This window comes from Amycolatopsis sp. NPDC057786 (assembly GCF_042797905.1).
Taxonomy (GTDB): domain Bacteria; phylum Actinomycetota; class Actinomycetes; order Mycobacteriales; family Pseudonocardiaceae; genus Amycolatopsis.
The window spans coordinates 1-19,210 of record NZ_JBHVKW010000077.1 but is presented as its reverse complement, the minus strand read 5'-3'; the positions used below and the strand labels follow the sequence as shown (position 1 = coordinate 19,210).

The following is a 19,210-nucleotide window of genomic DNA, read 5'->3' as shown; positions in this document are numbered from 1 at the left end:
TCATCCCTTCTTTTCCCGCTTGCCGGAATCCAGCGCGATCCAGACCGAAGCCGCTTGGGCCAGCAGCCGCCCGGTGTCGTCGTAGAGCGCGGTGCCGACGTTGGCGGTACGGCCGTGCCGCCGCCGGAGCCTGCCGACGATCACGTGCGCGCGCCCGGGTGACGGTCGCTTGTGGACGATCGCGCTCATCCGCCCGAGCACCATCGGTTCCCGGACCGGGTCGCCGGTCCAGCCGCCGGGGCAGTCGAGCACGCTCCACACCAGCGCGGACGGCACTTCCCCGTCGTCGCCCGCCTCCGGCGTCCAGGTGCACGCCACCAGGTCACGGCCGTCGACCTTGCCCGGGGTCACCGGGAAACCGCCGGAGGGCTCGCGTTCGACGCCGCAGACGAAGCACGTGGGGAACGGATGCCCTTCCCTGCCTGCGAATCCCGCTTCCGCCTGTTCCGCCTCCGCGACGGTGACGGGTTCGATCTCGTCCACCTTCCCGGCTTCGGGGCCGATGGTCGCGATCAGGCGTTCTCCGTGCCACACCTGGGTTCGCCGCGCTCCCGCCCGGACCTCCAGGTCGGTCCCGAGCGGCGGCGGGGCGTGCAGGGTGACCGCGGGAGGGGTCGCCTCCGAATACGCGGCCAGCCCGGCGAACACGCCGCACGCGTAGCCGCCGTTCGCGCTGTCGGCGGGCCCGTTGTAGGCGCCGCCGATCCTGACCTTCATCAGGATTGTCCTGAATGGACTTGACGTAGCGGGAACTCGGCGCAGAGTTCGCGCACCGAGGCCTCGACCTCGGCGCGGACCGTCTCGTCGAGTTGCCATGCCCGGGTACCGTCGGGTCGCACGGCGGACAGCACCCGGTCCACGACCCCGGCGCAGCGGACCACCGCGGCGTCGGTCAGGCCGCGGGCGGCGAGGATGTTCGTGCCGAAGCGCAATCCGCTCGTCACCAGCGGGCCGTGGGGGTCACCGTCGATCACGTTCTTGTTGGCGACGATGCCGCACGACTCGAGTGCCTGTTCCGCGATCACCCCGGTGAGCCCGGCGCGGCCGACGTCGACCAGCACGAGATGGTTGTCGGTGCCGCCGGTGAGCACTTCGTACCCGGCGGCCAGCAGCGCGGCGGCCAGTGCGTCGGCGCTGGTCCTGATGCGCTGGGCGAGCGCGCGGAATTCGGGGGTGAGCACCAGATCGAGCGCGCGGGCCTTGGCGGCGATCGCGTCGAACGCCGGTGTGCCCTGGAAGTAGGGGAAGACGGCGTTGCGCATCACGTCGGCGAGCGGACGGCCCTTCCGCTCGCCGACCGGCGTGTCCGCGTCCTTGCCGAGCAGGATCAGGCCGCCGCGGGGGCCGTAGAGCTGTTTGTACGTGCTGGTGGTGGTGATGTGGGCGTGGTCGATCGGGCTCGGGTGCAGTCCCGCCGCGATCAGCCCGGCCACATGGGAGATGTCGGCGAGCAGGTACGCGCCCACCTCGTCGGCGATTTCCCGGAACCGGGCGTAGTCGATCGTCCTGGGATAGGAGCTGGCTCCGCACACGATCACCCGCGGCCGGTGATCGCGTGCGAGGCCGGCGACGTGGTCGTAGTCGATCAGCCCGGCGGGATCCGTGCCGTAGGAGACGGAAGTGAAGTAGCGGCCGGTGACCGACGCGGTCGCGCCGTGCGTCAGATGCCCGCCCGCGCTGAGATCCATGCCCAGGATGACGTCGCCGGGGGAGAGCAGGCCGAACAGGACGATCTGATTGGCGTTGCTGCCCGAATGCGGCTGCACGTTGGCGTACCGGGCGTGGAACACGCGCCGCGCGCGATCGATGGCCAGCTCTTCGATCTCGTCGACGATCGCGCTCCCGGCGTGGAAACGCGCTCCCGGATAGCCTTCGGCGGTCGTGTTCCCGAGCACGGATCCGGCGGCCTCGAGCACCGACGGATCCGCGACGCTCGCGGCCGCGATCATGGCGAGGGTGCCGTCCTGGCGGAGGCGTTCGCGTTCGATCAGGTCGAACAGCTCCGGATCGGCCCGGGCGAGGCCGTGCGGGGCGCGGCCGGCGAAATCCGCGATGTTCGCGAGGGTCATGTTTCGCTCCTGTCGAAGGCGGCACCCGGCAGGGAAACCGGGTCGGCGGGGGAGCAGGCGAGCCGGTCCGCCGCGGTGAGCAGGCCGTCACGCAGCCGGTCAAGGGCGTCGTTGCCGTACCGGTTCAGATCCACGGTGATCTCGCAGTGGACGCCGCCCGCGCGCGGTTCGTTGAGCGCCTCGACGCGGATCGGGAATTCGGCCCTCTCCCGCATGTCCTCCTCCGGTCGCAGCAGACCGGATTCGAGCAGGTCGTCGCGCGCGTGGAAGTGGACGTAGTTGAAGGCCGAGTCGAACGGACGGCGGCCGAGCAGCTTGCGCACCTCGGAATCGGGGAAGCGCCGGTACGGGAGAAGCGTGTTCTCGGCGGACAGCGCCGAATCCGCCGCTTCCCGCCAGCTGCTTCCGGTCAGCGCGAGGCGCAGCGGGAGATAGTTGAGGAACAGCCCGATGGTCAGGTCCGCGCCCGTCACCTCCGGTCTGCCGCTGACCGGAACCCCGATGACCGGTGCCGGGTCGCCGATGATGGCCGCGACCGCGGCGGCGTGGGTCACCAGCATCAGGGATTTGAGCGGTACGCCCCACGACGCCGAGCGTTTCGTCAGCGCGGCGGTGAGGTCGGACGGCAGGGTGAAGCCGATCTTGCGGAATTCGGGGGTGGCCGAGGGAGGTTCCGCGCCCAGATGCGGCCGCAATGCTTCGAAGTAGGCGCGCGCCTCCGTGTCGCTCAAGGCCGCGCGTTCGAGCCGAACGTAGTCCTCGGCGGGTGCGGGCGTGCCCAGCTCGACGGTGCCGCCGTCGAGCAGGGCGTCGTACACACGGACCACTTCGCTGACGAACAGCGACTCGCTCCAGCCGTCCATGATCGCGTGGTGGAACGCGTGGGAGAACCGGAAGGAGCGCTCGTCGAGCGCCGCGGCGTGCACACGGATCAGCGGCGCGGTCTCCGGATCGAACGGCAGCGCCAGTGACGTCATCACCTGCTCTTGCCGTTCGGCGACGACGTCCTCGGCCAGGCCGCGGTGGTCGGCGATCTCGAGCGGGATCGTGGCTACCTCTCGGACGACCTGCATCGCTTCGCTGAAGGACACCAGGTCGAATCCGGCGCGCAGGGAGGGATGACGTGCGGACACCTTCGCGAGCGCCTTCGCGAGGATCTCTTCGACGAGTGGGCGGTTCACCACCCGCGACACCACTTCGTGGTAGAGCTCGCCGCCGCTGAGCAGCGATTCGTAGATCAGGCCGAGCTGAAGCCGGGTGGCCGGGTGGACCCGCTCCGCGCCGTCCGGGACGAGCGCCCGGTCTTCGGGGGAGAGCAGTTCTTCGTGCTCCTCCTCCGGTCCTGATCCCAGCGCCGAGGACATACCGCGCACGGTCGGATTCCGGAACAGGTCGACCAGGGTGAGGTGCATGCCCCGCTCGGCCGCCGCTCCGATGACCTTCAGCGCGAGCAGGGAATCCCCGCCCAGCGCGAAGAAGTCCGCGTCGTTGTCGACCCGCTCGACGCCGAGCACGTCCCGCCAGATCTCGGCCAGCGCGTCTTCGGTGTGGCCGGTGGTGTCAGTCATCGTCTTCTCGCTCCGGGAAGTGGTCACAGCGCGCCGATCTCCGCGCCGCTGACGGCGCGCGGGCCGTCCTCGAAGGTGAAGCGGAACATCAGCCGTCCGCTGATCGCCGCGGTCAGTCCCGCCAGTTCCGCGTGGTCGCCGACGCGGCCGATGGTCATGTCGAGTTCGTGCGTGTGCACGCCGCCCGGCAACGTGGTGCCGGGTTTGCCGAACGGGCGGTACACGCTCACCCCCGGCAGTTCGCGGACGCGTTCGCCTCCGTCGATGCCGTCCAGCACGCATTCGCGCCGCGGCGCCGGATGGAACTGCTGGAAGAACACCGCGTCGTGCGGCGGCGGAGGCACCCGGACGTCCTCGCCGAGGGCGATCCGCCCGCCGATCTCGATCAGGTTGACGTCGAGGGCGCGGATCGAGAGCTCGCTGATGCCGCCGCCGAGTCGTCCGTTCACCTCGATCAGCCGCGGGCCGTCCGGGGTGAGCTTGAACTCGGTGTGCACCAGCCCGGTGGTGATGCTGAGCGCGGCGATCGCCCGGCGCGCGATGGCCTGCATCCCACCGTCTTCGGCGGGCCCGAGCGGCGACGGCCAGAACCGGCCGGTCTCCCGGAACGGCGGCACCATCGGCAGTTTCCCGGTGACCGCGAGATCGTCGATCCGGCCGGCTACGACGACGTTCTCCACTGAGACGTAGTCGCCGAAGGCACCGCAATCCCGACCAGGCAGGTATTCCTCCAGGATCAGCCCGCCCGCCGGGTCGTAGCCGGGCGCGCCCCCGGAGAGCAGCCTCCGGGCCAGCGCTTCGCCGTCGGCGCCGTCGCGGATCAGGTAGGTGTTCATGCTGGCGCCGCCGTAAAGCGGCTTCAGCACCGCGGGCAGGCCGGTCTCGGCGACCGCGGCCGCCCAGTCCTCCGGAGCGGTGACGGGATGGAAGCGGACGGCGTCGACACCGGCCGCGCGCAACACGGATCGCTGTTTCGCCTTGTCGGTCAGGTAGGTCAGCGTCTGCTCGCCCAGGTACGGCAGGTCGAGCGCGCGGGCGAGCGCCCCGGTCAGCCGAAGGGCTTTCTCGCTGTAGGTCACGATGCCCGCCGCGCCCCGCGCCGCCAGTTCCCGCGCGGCGCCGTCGACGGACTCGATCGCGGTGACCCGGCCGAACTGCTCCAGCAGCGGGCGCATCGCGGTGGTGTGCTCATTGACCGGGATCGCGAACAGGCAGGGCGTCCACGACGCCAGGCCGACCGCGATCTCGCCCGGTGGCGCCGCGCCCTGGTCGTAGACGACGACGAGCGGTCCGGTCATCGAGCGGCCGTTCGTGCCGACACCGGCCGGATGTCGGTCCACACGGTCGCGATATGCGCGAGGCAGGCGTCCCTGGTGCCGCTGAAGCCCACTTCGCGCCATCCCGCGGGCGGAGTGGTGGCCGCGGGCCACACGGAGTACTGCTCTTCGTGATTGACGACGACGGTGTAGTTCACGACAGGCTCCCGGGTCGAAGGGTCGGCAGGGCATCGATGAAGGCGTTCGCGAGGGCGCGGACCCGGTCGGCGGGCAGCAGATCCGCGCTGTGCAACCAGGACACGGACAACCGCGAGCCGGCGAAGACCGCGTAGCACTCCAGCGCGTACGGCCGGGGCATGGCGGGATCGCGGTCGGCGCCGGTGCCTTCGATACGCACGGCGCCGAGCGCGCCATCGTTCCCGGTCTCCGCGAGATAGGCGGGTGTACCCCAGAAGTTGAACAACAGCCGCGGTCTGGGCAGCGCCGAGAGCCGGGCCCGCACTTCCGCGTCCGGGTGCAGGAACCGCGCCGTCTCGAAGTCGAAGCCGCGGCCGGGTACCGCGCGGTGCAGCGCGGCGATCTCGGCCGAGTCCGCGGAAAGCGGCAACGCGAACGGATAAGCCGAGTTGAAGTACCCGACGATCCGGCCGGGGTCGAGGTCGAGGACGTCCTCACGGCCGTGTCCGCCGAGCTGGACCAGCATCTCGCCGTCGGCGCCGGTCCACTCGCGCAACGCGGTGCCGAGCGCGCCGAGAAGGCATTCGTAGACCGAGAGCCCGCGTTCGCGCGCCGTCTCCGCGATGGCCTGGCTCGCCGCTTCGTCCAGCAGGGTGCGGACGTCGCCGACGGCGCCTTCCACCCCCGCGACACCGTCCTGGACGACCTGGGCGGTGCCCGACCAGTCCCGGTCGAGCCAGTGGCCCACGTCGAGCCGGGTCGGATCGGTCCGCACGTAGCCGGTCAAGGCCGCCGCCCACGCCGCCGGGGACGGGCCGGGCCGCGCGAGCGCGCCGTCGTCTCCGTCGCGGAGGATCGCGGACAGCTCGTCGGTGATCAGATCCCAGGAGAACAGGTCGACCATCAGGTGATGGATCACCACGACCAGCCGGTCCGGTGCGCCGTCGATCCTCAGCAGACCGAACCGCGCCACGGGGCCCGAGCGCAGGTCGAGCGTTTCGTGCAGTTCGGTCGCCGCTCGATGCGCCCGCTCCTCCACCTCGGCGGCGGGCACCCCGGTCAGGTCGAATTCGGTGACCGGCGGCGCTTCCGGCGACGCGTACTGCCGCGGCTCACCGGTCAGGTCCAGCCGCGTGCGCACCGCGGGATGCCGCCGGGCCAACACCCGCACCGCGGCCGTGATCTCGCCGAGCTCGTAGCCGCGTCCGAGGTCGTAGGAAACGCCGTGGTTCCAGTGATCCGGGTTCGGCACCTCACGGGCGAGGAAGGACAGCTGAGCGGGCGTGAGAGGGCCGCTGTCGGCGTTCGGCTCGCCGTTCGCTTCGGACAGGTCCTCGAACGGGATGGCTACCTCGGCGAGGTTCTCCACCGTCGGGTGTTCCAGGATGTGCCGCGGCCGCAGCGCGATACCGCGCCGTTTGGCCTCCTGCACAATGCGGATCCCGACGATCGAGTCTCCGCCGAGCGCGAAGAATTCGTGCCGGATGCCGATCCGGTCCGCAGTGGGCAGATGTGCCGCCCACACCTCGCACAGCGTTTCCTCCACCGGGGTGCGCGGCGCGACGTACTCCTCGTGAGCCCGCTTCTCGGCGGCCACGGCCCGCAATGCCCGCCGGTCGACCTTGCCGTTGGCGTTCCAGGGCAAGGAATCCAGCACGATCACCTGGTTCGGGACCATGTAGTCCGGCAGCCGTTCGGCGGCGAACCGCCGCAGCTCTTCGGCGTCGAGCCGCCTGCCGGGAGCGGCGGTGCCGAAGGCGACCAGCCGGGCGAGACCGTGTTCGTCCAGCAGTTCGACGGTGGCCCTCGCGACGTCGGGCGAGGTCTCCAGCAGGTGCTCGATCTCGCCGATCTCGACCCGCCTGCCGCGGATCTTGACCTGGCTGTCCGCCCGGCCGAGCAGGACGACCGCGCCGTCCGCGCGCCAGTACCCGAGGTCGCCGGTCCGGTACAGACGGCTTCCGGGAACGGTGGCGAACGGATCCGGCACGAACGACGACGCGGTCATCGCGGGTTCGCCGAGATAGCCGCGTCCGACGCTGCGCCCGCCGATGTGGATCTCCCCGGTGACGCCCGGCGGCACCGGCCGCTGATCCGGGTCGAGGATGTGCACGGTGACGTTCGGCAGTACCAGCCCGATCGGCGTGTGCCGTGGCTCGTCGGGGCCGACGGGGCCGCCCGTGGTGTCGTCGGCGACCTCGGCGGGGCCGTAGGCGTTGAGCAGCGGGACGCGGGGGAACCGGTCGTGCCAGCGGGCCGCCAGGCCGGGGCTGAGGACCTCTCCAGTGGAGATCATCAGCTTCAGGTGCTCGCGCAGGCTCGCGGTGAGCCCTGGATCGTCGCGGAGTTCGTCCAGCAGGACCGCGATGTAGGTCGGCACCAGTGCCAGGCAGCCGAACCGGTGCCGCACGGCGAGCGCGAGCAGCGCGGCCGGATCGCGCACGGTGTCGTCGGGGACGACCCGCACGGTCGCGCCGGCGGTGAGACCGGCGAACATCTGCCAGATCGAGAGGTCGAAGGTCAGCGGCGCGGTCTGCGGGACGATGGTGCCGGGCCTCAGCCCGTAGTCGGGCACCCGGGTGGCCAGCAGGTTGAGGAAGGACCGGTGTTCGATACAGGCACCCTTGGGCCGCCCGGTCGAGCCGGACGTGAAGATGGCGTAGGCGAGGTCGCCGGGCTCGGGCGCAGGGCCGAGGTCGGTGACGTCTCCGTCTGGCGCGTTCCGCAGTTCCGCCAAGTCGAATCGCGGCCGCCCGGCCGGTCCCGGTACGCCGGGGACGGCGATGAGCGCGTCCGCCCGCTCGATCAGATCCGTTTGCCGCGCCGGTGGTGTGGCCGGGTCGACCGGCATGTACGCGGCCCCCGCGAAGAGGATCCCGACCGCCGTCACCAGGAACCAGGCGTCACGCGGGGCGGCCAACGCGACGAGGCTTTCCCTGCCGATGCCTTCGGCCCGCAGTCGCAGGGCGATCGCGGTGGCGTGACGGCAAAGTTCCGCGTAACCGAACGACTCGGTGTCGTCCTCGACGGCGGGGGCGCCGGGCGCCAGGTGTGCTTGCCGCAGCAGCAGTTCCCGATAAGGGACGGTGCTGTCCAGCGGAGCGGTTTCGTTGAATCCGGCGAGCAGCGCCGTCGTGGCGTCGTCGAGCACGCCGAGTTCGCTGACCGTCCGGCTCAGGTCGTGGAGGCCCTCCTCCAGCACGATCCCGATCCCGTCGACCAGATACCGCAGCCGCGCCGCGTCGGCGAGCGTCGAGCGGGCACGGACGCCGTGCGCGTCGCAGGCGAGCGCCAGCGGGGCCGTGCCGGGCCGGTCACCCCAGACGAGTTCCAGCGTGTGGCTCTCGCCGGGCGTCTCGTGCGTCATCGCTTCGGCGACCGCGACGCGGACCTCGCCGAGCCAATCCCGCACGGTCAGCTCGGGCAGGGGCCGGAGGAACAGCGGGAACCGTTCACCCGACGGAGGCCCGGCCTGGAGGGTGATGCCTTGGTACGCACCGAATCGCCGCAACACGACCGCGGTCGCGGCCGCGACGACCGTCCAGCAGAGGACGGGATCGCCACCGGTGATCGCGGCCAGCCGTCCGGCCGTGCCCGCGGCCCAGTTCGCGGAGGCTTCGGCAGGTTCGGCGCCGAGCGCGTCGAAAAGCCCCGCGACGGCGGTGTCACCGTCCCGCAACGCGCCGTCGCGGCTCGCCGATGGGCTGAAACTGATGCTCATACCGCTCCCTCTCAGAACCGGAAATCGGGCAGTGCGACGCCGGCGGGTGCGGCGCCGGTCAGCTCTTGGAGTGACTCCTTTTCGCCGTTCTCGGTCAACCGCCGCAACAAGGCTTCGAAATCCGTCAGCCACCCTTCGACCGTCTCCCGGTCGAAGAGGTCGGCCGCGTACTTGACCCGGCCGCGGAGTTCGGCGCCGTACTCCAGCATCGACACGCTGATCGGGAAAGCGGGCGCCGACGGGTCGACGTCGAGCAGTTCGACGCCGGGCCCGCCGTCGCCGAAGGACTCCGCGATCCGCTCGACCCCCGCGTGGTAGGCGAAGTTGGTCGTCGCGAGCATGGCGCTGCCCCGCGGATGTGCCAGGCGCACGATCCGGTCGGTGGGCAGGTCCGCGTGCGCGAGCGCGGCCAGCTGGGAGCCGCGGATCTCGGCGAGATAGTCGGTGAACCCGGTGTCCGGCGACGGCTTCGAGCGGATCGCGACAGTGTTGACGAAGCAGCCGACGACCTCCTCGTCCTGCTGCCCTCGGCCGTTGACCGGGATGGCGACGCTCTGGTCCGGGACGCCGGTGATCTTCGACAGCAGGACCGACCACGCGGCCAGCAGCACCATGTTCACCGTCGCGCGCTCCCGCCGGGCGAGTTCCTTGAGCCCGTCGAACAGGACGGCGTCCAGCTCCAGGGGCAGCACCCCACCGGAGCCGGGCATGATCACCTGTTCCCGGTGGGTGGTCGGCAAGGGCGCTTCGGGCGCGCCGCCGAGGTAGTCCGTCCAGAACCGGGTCAGCCGCCGTCCGCGTTCGCCCGCCAGCGTTTCGCTCTGTTCACGCACCAGGTCGAAATAGGTGCGGGCGGGAGCGTCGCCGGACGGCCCACGGATCAGTTCTGGCAGCAGGATCCGCCACGACCAGCCGTCGCAGAAGAGGTGGTGCACGGTCAGCGTCAGCGCGTCCCGCTCCGTGTCGGCGAACCGGATCCGGACGAGCTGGGCCCGGACCGGCCGGTCGTAGGGCGAAAGCGGCGGCCGGACAAGTCCGGCCAGACCGGCCTCCAGTTCCGCCCGTGCGACGGCGTACGGCCGGTGGGAGAGGTCGAGCCGGATCTCTTCCAGCTCGACGGTCCTGTCCGCCTCCACGACCTGACGCGGGCCGGATTCGGTGTCCCGCAGGACAGCCCGCAACATCGGATGCCTGCGGGTCAGCGCCGCCAGCCGTTCGCGGATCAAGCCCGCCTCGACGACGCCGTCGAACAACAGGATCTCCGGCACGTTGTAGGCGTTCGATTCCGGGTCGAGCTGCCCGGCCGCCCAGATCGACAACTGCTGCCCGGACAACGGTCCGGACGCGGCGGGTTCGGCGGCGGGGATGCTCGGCGCGGGCGACGGTTCCGGGAGTTCCTCCTCGACCGCTTCGGCGATCCCGCCGATGTCGCTGTGGTCGAACAGATCCAGCACGGCGATGTCGGTGCCGAAGTGCTCGTTGATCCGGTTCACCAGCCGGGTGCCGTTGAGCGAATCGCCACCGATCGCGAAGAAGTCGTCGTCCAGCGTGGTGTCGGGCTCCTTGAGCACAGACCGCACGAATTCGAGGACCTGTTCCGCCACCGACAATTCCGGCGTCGGGGTGGTGTCGGGCCGTGTCGTCTCGAGCGGCCAGCAGTGCTCGTCCAGCAGCGGCGCCACCGGCAGCCTCGATCGGATCCGGGGAGACGGCAGCGTGGACCGCCAATCCGGCGTGAAGCCCAGCAGGTACAGCACGCGCAGTAGCTCCGCCGGGGTTCCGGCGGGCCGCACGTTCGCGGCGGGGTAGTGGCCGCTCAACGCGATGCTGAGCTCGCTGCCGGGGGCGAGGTCCAGCACGATCGCTTCGTCGGGGACGGAGGCCAGCGCCGCGCGCAGCTTGGTGCCGTCCGGCGGTGCCGCGTTCGGAGTCACCGTCAGGTCGCGGCCGCCCTCGGCGAACGCCACGCCCGCGGCGCCGGACGCGTGGGCCAGCACCAGCACCGGGACGATCCGCAGGTCCGCCAGAACCGAACGGAGCCCGGCGGAGTGGATCGCCGCCCGTTCGGTCATCGACCAGCTCTCGGCCGGTTTGATCGCGCTCGCCGCGGTGGTGACGTCGGCGAACCCGCGATAGTCGCGGGCCAAGCCCAGTAGCGTCTCCACGCCGGGTGGCGTGTGTTCGCCACCGAGGGCCAGTACGACCGGCGGCGGTGTCGCCACCACCGTCTCGTCGAGTTCCCCGGCCAGCTCACGGGAAAGCGCGGCCCGGTCGCGTACGACCCACGCGGCCCGATGCGCGAAATGCTCGCGACCGATGGCCAGCTGGCGCGCGAGGTCGCCGATGCCCGCCCCGCCGGGTTCCGCGATAGCCGAACGCAGCCGACCGACGAGGTCGCGCAAGCCTGCCCGATCGCGGGCCGAGATCATGATCGTGGCAGGGCGGTCCGGCGAGGAGGGCGGAACCGGGCGCGGGCCTTCTTCCACCACGACGTGCGCGTTGGTGCCGCTGAGCCCGAAGCTGCTGATACCCGCGATCCTGGGCGTCCCGCCCGGCCAGTCCTGGACCTCGCCGAGGACGCGAACCGGTCCAGATGCCAAATCCGCCAAGGGATTGGCCTGCTGGAAATGCGCGGTCGGGAACAACCGGCCGTCGCGGAACTGGGCGAGCACGCGGAGAAGACCGGCGAATCCGGCCATGCAGTCCAGGTGACCGAAGTTGCCCTTCACCGACGAGATCGGGATCTGCCCGGTGTACCCCGGCCAGCGGGCGACGGCCTGGCCGATACCCTGCAGTTCGATCGGGTCACCGATCCGGGTCGCCGTGCCGTGTGCTTCCAGGTAACCGATATCGGCCGGTCCGACAGCGGCGTCGCGCCACGCCTTCGCGATCACCTCGGCCTGTCCGGTGGGGCTGGGTGAGGTGAGTCCGTTGGCGCGCCCCGCGTCCTGGTTCACGGCGCTTCCGCGGAGGACGGCGTACACGGTGTCGCCGTCCCGGCGCGCGTCGGAAAGCCTTTTGAGCACGACGAAACCGCCGCCCTCGCCGAACGTGGTGCCGTCGGCCTCCGCGTCGAACGGGCGGCAGCGGCCGCTCGGTGACAGCACGCCGAGCCCGTCGCCGTTTTCCGGCCGTCGCGGCGGCGGGCCGAGGATGAGCTCGAAGCCGCCCACGAGGGCTAGAGAGCTTTCGCCCCGCGCGACCTTCCACCGTGCTTCGTGCAAGGCGACCAAGAACGAGGAACAGGCCGTGTCCACCACCGTGGCCGCGCCACGCAGATCGAGGTGGTAGGCGATCCGCCCGGCGGAATAGGCGGGCATGCTGCCGATGACCGCGGGCCCTTGTGCCGCGAGGTCGTCGGGTAGTAATTCCCGGAGCGTGGGTTCCGTCCCGCCGTACGCGGCGACGACGACGGCCGTGTCGCTGCCCCGCAGTTCAGCGGGCGCGTAACCCGCGTCGCCGAGCGCGCCGACGGCCAAATGGAGCATTCGGCGCTGGCGCGGGTCGATCAGTTCCGCGTCCGCTCGCGATATTCCGAAGTACCGGGCATCGAATCCGGTGATGTGGTTCAGCCATGCGCCGGGTTGCCCGTCGGAGTCCGGTTCCAGCCCCGTTTCCGCGGCCCTGTCCTCGGGCATCCGCCCCACGCGATCGGTGCCGGAACGGAGGAGGGCGGTCAACGAATCCCAATCCGGGTGACCGGGGAATTCGTAAGAAACGCCGATGATCGCGACAGAAATGTCGGCCACGCCTGACACTGATTCTCCTCGCTCTCGGATCTCGGGTTTGAAGGTCGCCGCGTTCGCCGGGCACGGGAAACGCCAGGACGCGCTGATCCGCATCCTGCGAAGAGGTGATTAATCGATCACCCGAGAAAATCTTTTTCGGCGCATCAGGTCATGGAAGGCCGGATGACCGTGGTGCTTGCCCGAACTCGTGGCGCCCCAGGTGTGAGCTCGGTGGCGGAGAGAAATACGCTGGTCAACCCCAGTTTCCCGCAGCGGTTCCGCCATGAAGAGAAAGTGAGTATCGGTGCACTGCCCCCCGTTCCCCCTTGATCGCGTGTCGCGATCAAATCGACTGTAACACTCGCGTATTGCTCGTCAAGGAGCACGATCGGGTGTCGGGTTCCCGATCGTGTCTATATATCCCCAGGTGAGCCTGGTCGGTAATCAATGGAGAGTGACTACTTCGGACGATCGATGTGCCCCGGTGAATCGTTCTATTATGCTACGATCACATTCGATCTTGCCGCTCCTGCCCAGCTCAACATACACGCGATGCCGTGCGCGTCAGTGGCGCCGGAAAGTTTTTCACGAGAATGGAGTAGGGCGAGTGTCGACGTTACCTGTGCGGGAGAACCGCACCTCGACCGTGGCGGAGCTGGTACGGCACACGATTTCGGTGAATGGGACACGGGCGGCCGTACGGCACCGCGGAATGACGGTGAGTTACGCCGAGCTGGGCGCTGCCGCGGGTGGTATCGCGGAAAGGCTGCGTGAGCTCGGAGCCGGTCCGGGCACGGTGGTGGCGATTCTCGTGAATCGTTCGCCCTTGTCGGTGATGGGCGTGGCGGCGGCATGGGCGGTCGGTGCCGCTTATGTCCACTTCGAAAGTGCGCATCCGGATTCGCGGCTGGCCGAGGTGCTCGCTTTGGCGGCACCGGTGGCCGTCGTCGTCGATGAACACAACGAAAGCAGGTTGCCCGATGCCCTGCGGGACAGGGTGGTCGTGGCCGAACGCACCGCTTTCGCCGAATATCGCGTCGATCCCGGCCGGACACCCGACGAGCTGGCCTACCTCGTTTTCACCTCGGGTTCTTCCGGGAAACCCAAAGCGGTCGAGGTCACGCACGGCGCGGTGGCCAATTACCTCGACGGTTTCCGGCGGGGCCTCGGCGATCTGGAAATCCGCAGCTACGGCCTGGCGACGACCTTCGCGGCAGACCTCGGCAAAGTTTCGGTGTACGGCGCGTTGCTCACGGGTGCCCGGCTCGACATCTACGACCGCGAGACCATCTTGGATCCGGCCGCCTTCGCCGCGGAGATCCGGGACCATCCGGTCGACTGGACGACCCTGGTGCCGTCGCAGGTGGAAGCGATCGCCGGCGCGGGCGACCTCGCCGCCGTCCTGCCAACGCGCGCGGTCATGCTCGCGGGGGAGGCGTTTCCGCCTCGGCTGGCCGAAGCCATCTTGGCCGCCCGCCCGGATCTGCGTGTCTACAACGGATATGGCCCTTCCGAGGCGACGATCGTGGTGACCATGCACCCGGTCGAGGTGGAGCCCGGTGCGCGCCGGGTGCCGATCGGCCTGCCGCTGGCGGGCACCGAGTTCCTGGTGCTGGACGAACAGCGCGCAGAGGTGCCGGACGGGGAGTCTGGAGTCCTCTACATCGGAGGTGCGTCCCTCGCGCGGGGCTACCGGGACGACCCGGGGCTGACCGCGGCGAAGTTCCCTCGGATCGGGGAGAACCGCTTCTACTGCACCGATGACGTCGTCGTGCGCCGTCAAGGGGGTGTACTGGAGTACCTCGGCCGCGCCGACGGCCAGCTGAAGATCAGAGGCCACCGGATCGAACCGGGCGAGGTCGAGGCGGCTTTGCTCGCCCTGCCGGGAATCCGCCAGGCGGTCGTGACCGGTGAACGGACGGACGACGGTCCGATGGAGCTCGTCGCTTATGTCGTCGGCCTCGAGAATCAGGCGGGTCTCGGTCGGAAACTACTGGAGTTCCTGCCTCCCGAACTGGTGCCGAGCCGTTTCCACCTGGTACCCCGGATCCCGGTCACCGTCAACGGCAAGGTCGATGGCGCGGAATTGCGCGCGCTCGCCGAGCGGCCGCCCGGCCCGGACGGTACGCCCGCCGAGTCGCCGGAATCGGAGCACGAACACGTCATCGCCCGGGTGTGGTGGGATGTGCTGGGACGGGCCGACATCGGGCGGAACGAGCGGTTCCTGGAGAGCGGTGGCGACTCGTTCAAGGCGCTGGCGGTATTCGCGCGCCTGCGGAAGCATTATCCCGAGGTCACCGTCGCCCAGCTTTTCGCAGAGCCGACGATCGCGGCCCTCGCCCGCGCGCTCGGCGGGGGTGACCGAGCGGCGCCTGTTCCGGTCGTCGAACTCTGACCGGCCGGGGTCGCCGGACGGAACATCAGTTTGGCGGTATTGGACACCTCGCGGTGCTGAATATCCTGCACCGGGGCCTTCCGTGACCAATCGGACGGCATGTCTGGGGAATTGGCTCGACACGGTTTCGCACCCACCGGTTTCCGGTGTGGTTCCTCGGGCGCGTGGGTTACCGAACGACTTCGTCGAAACGAACAGTTGGGGGTACTTCAGTATGACTAGAACACCGGCCAAGCGGATCGCGGCGGTGATCGCCGCCGCGGCGCTGGTCTTGCCGCAGCTGGCCACGAGCACGGCGCAGGCGACCGGCGCCGATACCGCGGACTGGCTGGCGAGCCGGATGTCGGAGCAGGTCACCGGCGCGAACGCGGCAAGCCACCTGCGGGAATTGATGAAATTGACCGCGGCGAACGGCGGGCACCGTGATTCGGCGTCTCCCGCTTACTCCGCTTCGGCCGATTATCTGACCGGGAAACTGCAGGCGGCGGGTTACCGCGTGCAGCGCCAGGAATTCACCTTCCGCGACTACGCCATCCACTCCGAGCGTGCCGAGGTGGTTTCGCCGAACCCCCGTTCGCTGAGGCCGCTCATCGCCCGGTTCACCGTTTCCACGCCGGCCGCAGGGCTGACCGCGGCCGTCGCGGTGCCCGCGGTCAAGGACACGGGCTGCACCGCCGCCGACTACGCGGGGCAGGACGTTCGCGGCAAGATCGTCCTGGTTCGGGTCGGGGACTGCTTCATCACTCAGAAGCAGCTCACCGCGGCGTCGGTGGGCGCGGTGGCGATGCTGATGAACGCCGATTCGCCCAACCCCGACCTCAATCTGCGCTACCGCATGGTTCCGCCGGAGGACGCCAAGATCCCGGTGGCGACCCTGCCCCGAGGTGAATCGGAGCAGCTCGCGGCCGACGCGGCGGGCGGGCCGGTCACCGTCCGGCTCGACCTGCGCGGGGCGGACACGAACACCAAGACGTTCAACCTGCTGGCCGACACGCCGACCGGGCGGGCGGACAACACGGTGGTCATGGGCGCGCACCTGGACAGTGTGGACACCACCCCCGGCGCCAATGACAACGCGGCCGCTTCCGCGACCGTGCTGGAGACGGCGTTGCAGCTCAAACGCTACGCGCCCTTGCTGCGCAACAAGGTGCGCTTCGCCTGGTGGGCGGCGGAGGAGAAGGGGCTTTCCGGATCGCAGTACTACGTCGACCAGCTGACCCCGGAACAGCGGACGCAGACCGCGCTGTACCTGAACCTCGAGATGATCGGCTCACCGAACTTCGCCCGTCAGGTCTACAGTGGACAGACGCCGGAGGGACCCGCGCCCGCGGGCTCCACGAAGATCTCGCAGCTGGTCCGGGGTTACTTCGCGGAGCAGAAACTGCCGACCGTCGATCTGGTGCTGGACGGCCGTTCCGACCACACCGCGTTCGTCAACGCCGGGATCGCCGCCGGCGGCGTGAACGCCGGGTCCGACCGGGTGAAGCCCGCCGAATGGGTGGAGCTGTTCGGCGGTGTCGCGGGCCAGATGCTGGATCCGTGCTACCACCAGCGTTGCGACGGCTACGACAACGTGAACCAGACCATCTTCGACCAGTTCAGCCGGTCCATGGCCTGGGCGGTCGGCCGGTTCGCGGTCACGACGGCGGACGTCAACGGTCGTCACTGACCGGAGCGGGGGCGGCGGGTGTGCAAGCGCACTCGCCGCCCTCCCGTCCTCGTCTTGCCTTCACGCGGGCGGCACGCGACACTGGCGCTAAGCGAGCGCTCAGTAACAAGGGAGATGCCGATGAGGATCGGGACCGCGATCAGCTACGCCGGCGGTTTCGCCGACAGCGTGGCGGACATCGTCGAGCTGGAGAAGGCCGGGCTGGACATCGTCTTCGTCCCCGAGGCCTACTCGTTCGACGCGGTCAGCCAGCTCGGCTACGTCGCGGCGAAGACCGAACGGGTCCAGATCGCCTCGGGCATCTTCCAGATCTACACGCGGACGCCGACGCTGACCGCGATGACCGCCGCCGGGCTCGACTTCGTGTCCGACGGCCGGTTCACGCTCGGCATCGGCGCGTCGGGGCCGCAGGTCATCGAGGGTTTCCACGGCGTGAAGTACGACGCTCCGCTCGGCAGGACCCGCGAGATCATCGACATCTGCCGTCAGGTGTGGCGGCGGGAGAAGGTGGTGCACTCCGGTACGCACTACTCGATCCCGCTGCCGCCCGAGCAGGGCACCGGCCTCGGCAAGCCGTTGAAGCTGATCAACCACCCGGTGCGTGAGCGGATCCCGATCCTGCTGGCCTCGATCGGCCCGAAGAACGTCGCGCTCACCGCCGAACTCGCCGAGGGCTGGGAGCCGATCTTCTTCCATCCCGAGAAGGCCGCCGAGGTCTGGGGCGCGTCGCTGGCCGAGGGCAAGGCGAAGCGCGACCCGTCGCTGGGCGAGCTGGACACCTTCGTCGGCACCGCGCTGGCGATCGGTGACGACGTCGAAGGGCTGCTGGACCACCTGCGCGGCATGCTGGCGCTGTACATCGGCGGCATGGGCGCACGCGGCAAGAACTTCTACAACAGTCTCGCTCAGCGGTACGGTTACGAGGCCGAAGCGAAGCTCATCCAGGACCTCTACCTGGAGGGCAAGAAGGACGAGGCCGCCGCGGCGGTGCCGAAGGAGCTGATCAGGGCGATCTCGCTGATCGGGCCCGAGGGCTATGTCAAGGAGCGCCTCGCCGCCTTCCGCGAGGCCGGAGCGACCACGCTGGTGGTCAACCCGCTGCTGCCCGGTCGTGAGGCCCGCGTCGGGCAGGTTTCGAAGCTGCGCGAACTCATCGGTTAGGCACGCGGCGGGGAGGCGAACCTCTCACCTGTATCGATCCGGTACACTTGACCTGCGCCGGTGTACCCCCTTCGTGGTCAAAAAACGTCCTCCCGGTGGAAAGAGCACGTAAACCACGCCTGAACGGCCGGAAAATCCGCCATTATCAGGAGTGAAAGCGAGACCTCGGGGGAATCCGTTCGCGACGAAGGTGAGGTGCCTCGCGTGCGCAAGCAGATCGGCGAGCCGTCCGCCGCGGTCCTGGACGTCGGGTCGTTCAGTGCGCGGCTGGTGGTTCTGGCCAAGGGCGGTTCTCCGCTCGACCCCGCGCTGAGCCACCAGACGCGGCTGCGGTTGGACCGGGAACTCGACGATGACGGGAACCTGACCCGCCGAGGTATCGACGCGGTCGCTTCCGCGGTCGAGGCGGGGATGACGATGGCCGCCAAGCACGGTGTCGAAAACGTGTATCCGCTCGCGACCTCGTCAATCCGCGACGCGAACAATGTCAAGCAGGTCGTCCGCGACGTCGAGAAGGCCAGCGGGGTCAAGCTGCGCTTCCTCACCGGTCGCCGCGAGGCCGAACTGGCCTACGTCGGCGCCCGCCGGTGGTACGGCGCTTCGGCAGGCGGGCTGCTGGTGCTCGACATCGGCGGCGGCACCGTCGAACTCGCCGCGGGGGACGGCGAGGAGGCCGGATTCGCGCATTCCCTGCCGCTCGGCGCCCGGTCACTGACCAGGGACTGGTTCGCCACCGAATGCCCGTCGCCCAAGGTCGTGCGGGCGATGCGGGAACACGTCCTCGACGAGGTCCGCGACGCGATGCAGGACGTACTCCCGCAGATCCGCGACCACCGCGCCGTCGGCTGCTCGAAGGTGCTGCGGCAGCTCGCCCGGCTCGCCGGAGACCGGCCGTCCCGCTCCAGGGAACTGCACCTCGACGATCTCCGCGCGTGGATCCCGCGGCTGGCGAAGCTACCCGCGAAACGCCGCGCCGAACTGCCGGGTATCTCGCGGCAGCGCTCCCACCAGGCCCTCGCCGGTGCGATCGTCGCCGAGGCGCTGCTGACGCTTTCGGGTGGTCAGGTCGCCATCTGCCCGTGGTCCACCAGGGACGGGCTGTTGCTCGGCATGCTCGACGGGCTGGTCACGCTGGAAGGCGAACCGGCGAAAGCCGCCTGAAGACTGGCGCATCCGGCCGGGAGCGGGTACCCCGGACGTATGAGGGAAAGCAAGAAGAGCTTCGGGCAGGACGAGGAAGAAGACCTCGACGACCTTCGCGGGATCCAGCCGAAGACCGACGTGCCCAGCGCGCCCAACCCCGACATCGGCCCGCACGGGACCAAGGAGGTCGACGGCGTGCCGGGTAGCGGCGAAGTGCCGGTCGAACCGCCGGACTGAGCTTGTCGCGCGTGCTATGAACGGTCCTTTCCTTGCAAAATTTGCAAGGAAAGGACCGTTCATAG

General features: G+C 69.7%; 12 protein-coding genes. 5 read left to right on the top strand and 7 right to left on the bottom strand.

Annotated features, from left to right (window positions below; genetic code table 11):
- Genes ACFVM3_RS30400 through ACFVM3_RS30370 form a run of 7 tightly spaced genes read right to left on the bottom strand, consistent with a single transcriptional unit; the run spans nt 1 to nt 12,561 of the window.
- Nucleotides 1-717, bottom strand: coding sequence for a hypothetical protein (locus tag ACFVM3_RS30400; RefSeq protein ID WP_378443375.1), 717 nt, complete (start codon nt 715-717; stop codon nt 1-3).
- A complete protein-coding gene (glyA, locus tag ACFVM3_RS30395; protein ID WP_378443374.1) occupies nt 717-2,069 on the bottom strand; it encodes a serine hydroxymethyltransferase in 1,353 nt (450 codons plus the stop codon). Before glyA ends, ACFVM3_RS30400 begins: the two co-directional genes overlap by 1 nt.
- Complete coding sequence (locus ACFVM3_RS30390; RefSeq protein ID WP_378443373.1) at nt 2,066-3,637, bottom strand: condensation domain-containing protein; 1,572 nt, start codon at nt 3,635-3,637, stop codon at nt 2,066-2,068. The genes glyA and ACFVM3_RS30390 overlap by 4 nt, the downstream gene beginning before the upstream one ends.
- Nucleotides 3,638-3,660: 23 nt before the next feature.
- Nucleotides 3,661-4,977: an acetyl-CoA carboxylase biotin carboxylase subunit family protein gene (locus ACFVM3_RS30385; protein ID WP_378443372.1), complete on the bottom strand. Its 1,317-nt coding sequence runs from the start codon at nt 4,975-4,977 to the stop codon at nt 3,661-3,663.
- On the bottom strand, nt 4,932-5,111 hold the full coding sequence (locus tag ACFVM3_RS30380) for an MbtH family protein (RefSeq protein WP_378443371.1): 180 nt from the start codon (nt 5,109-5,111) through the stop codon (nt 4,932-4,934). The genes ACFVM3_RS30385 and ACFVM3_RS30380 overlap by 46 nt, the downstream gene beginning before the upstream one ends.
- Complete coding sequence (locus ACFVM3_RS30375; protein ID WP_378443370.1) at nt 5,108-8,812, bottom strand: amino acid adenylation domain-containing protein; 3,705 nt, start codon at nt 8,810-8,812, stop codon at nt 5,108-5,110. The genes ACFVM3_RS30380 and ACFVM3_RS30375 overlap by 4 nt, the downstream gene beginning before the upstream one ends.
- Before the next feature lie 11 nt (nt 8,813-8,823).
- A complete protein-coding gene (locus tag ACFVM3_RS30370; RefSeq protein ID WP_378443369.1) occupies nt 8,824-12,561 on the bottom strand; it encodes a condensation domain-containing protein in 3,738 nt (1,245 codons plus the stop codon).
- Between the two features lie 586 nt (nt 12,562-13,147).
- On the opposite strand from ACFVM3_RS30370, the gene ACFVM3_RS30365 reads away from it, so the two are divergent.
- The 5 genes from ACFVM3_RS30365 (at nt 13,148) to ACFVM3_RS30345 (ending at nt 19,145) form a co-directional block, all read left to right on the top strand.
- Nucleotides 13,148-14,935 (top strand): amino acid adenylation domain-containing protein, encoded by a 1,788-nt coding sequence (locus tag ACFVM3_RS30365; protein ID WP_378443368.1) that lies wholly within the window; start codon nt 13,148-13,150, stop codon nt 14,933-14,935.
- A 214-nt stretch (nt 14,936-15,149) separates the two neighbouring features.
- Nucleotides 15,150-16,604, top strand: coding sequence for a M28 family peptidase (locus ACFVM3_RS30360; RefSeq protein ID WP_378443367.1), 1,455 nt, complete (start codon nt 15,150-15,152; stop codon nt 16,602-16,604).
- A 120-nt stretch (nt 16,605-16,724) separates the two neighbouring features.
- The gene (locus ACFVM3_RS30355; protein ID WP_378443366.1) at nt 16,725-17,765 is read left to right on the top strand and encodes an LLM class F420-dependent oxidoreductase; all 1,041 of its coding nucleotides are present in this window, start codon (nt 16,725-16,727) and stop codon (nt 17,763-17,765) included.
- Nucleotides 17,766-17,969: 204 nt separating this feature from the next.
- Nucleotides 17,970-18,926 (top strand): Ppx/GppA phosphatase family protein, encoded by a 957-nt coding sequence (locus tag ACFVM3_RS30350; RefSeq protein WP_378443365.1) that lies wholly within the window; start codon nt 17,970-17,972, stop codon nt 18,924-18,926.
- A gap of 39 nt (nt 18,927-18,965) precedes the next feature.
- Nucleotides 18,966-19,145, top strand: coding sequence for a hypothetical protein (locus ACFVM3_RS30345; protein ID WP_378443364.1), 180 nt, complete (start codon nt 18,966-18,968; stop codon nt 19,143-19,145).
- Nucleotides 19,146-19,210 lie beyond the last annotated feature (65 nt).

Coding starts and splice junctions, on each gene's coding strand:
- ACFVM3_RS30400 (WP_378443375.1), bottom strand. CDS start 717: ATGAAGGTCAGGATCGGCGGCGCCTACAACGGGCCCGCCGACAGCGCG.
- glyA (WP_378443374.1), bottom strand. CDS start 2,069: ATGACCCTCGCGAACATCGCGGATTTCGCCGGCCGCGCCCCGCACGGC.
- ACFVM3_RS30390 (WP_378443373.1), bottom strand. CDS start 3,637: ATGACTGACACCACCGGCCACACCGAAGACGCGCTGGCCGAGATCTGG.
- ACFVM3_RS30375 (WP_378443370.1), bottom strand. CDS start 8,812: ATGAGCATCAGTTTCAGCCCATCGGCGAGCCGCGACGGCGCGTTGCGG.
- ACFVM3_RS30360 (WP_378443367.1), top strand. CDS start 15,150: ATGACTAGAACACCGGCCAAGCGGATCGCGGCGGTGATCGCCGCCGCG.
- ACFVM3_RS30355 (WP_378443366.1), top strand. CDS start 16,725: ATGAGGATCGGGACCGCGATCAGCTACGCCGGCGGTTTCGCCGACAGC.
- ACFVM3_RS30345 (WP_378443364.1), top strand. CDS start 18,966: ATGAGGGAAAGCAAGAAGAGCTTCGGGCAGGACGAGGAAGAAGACCTC.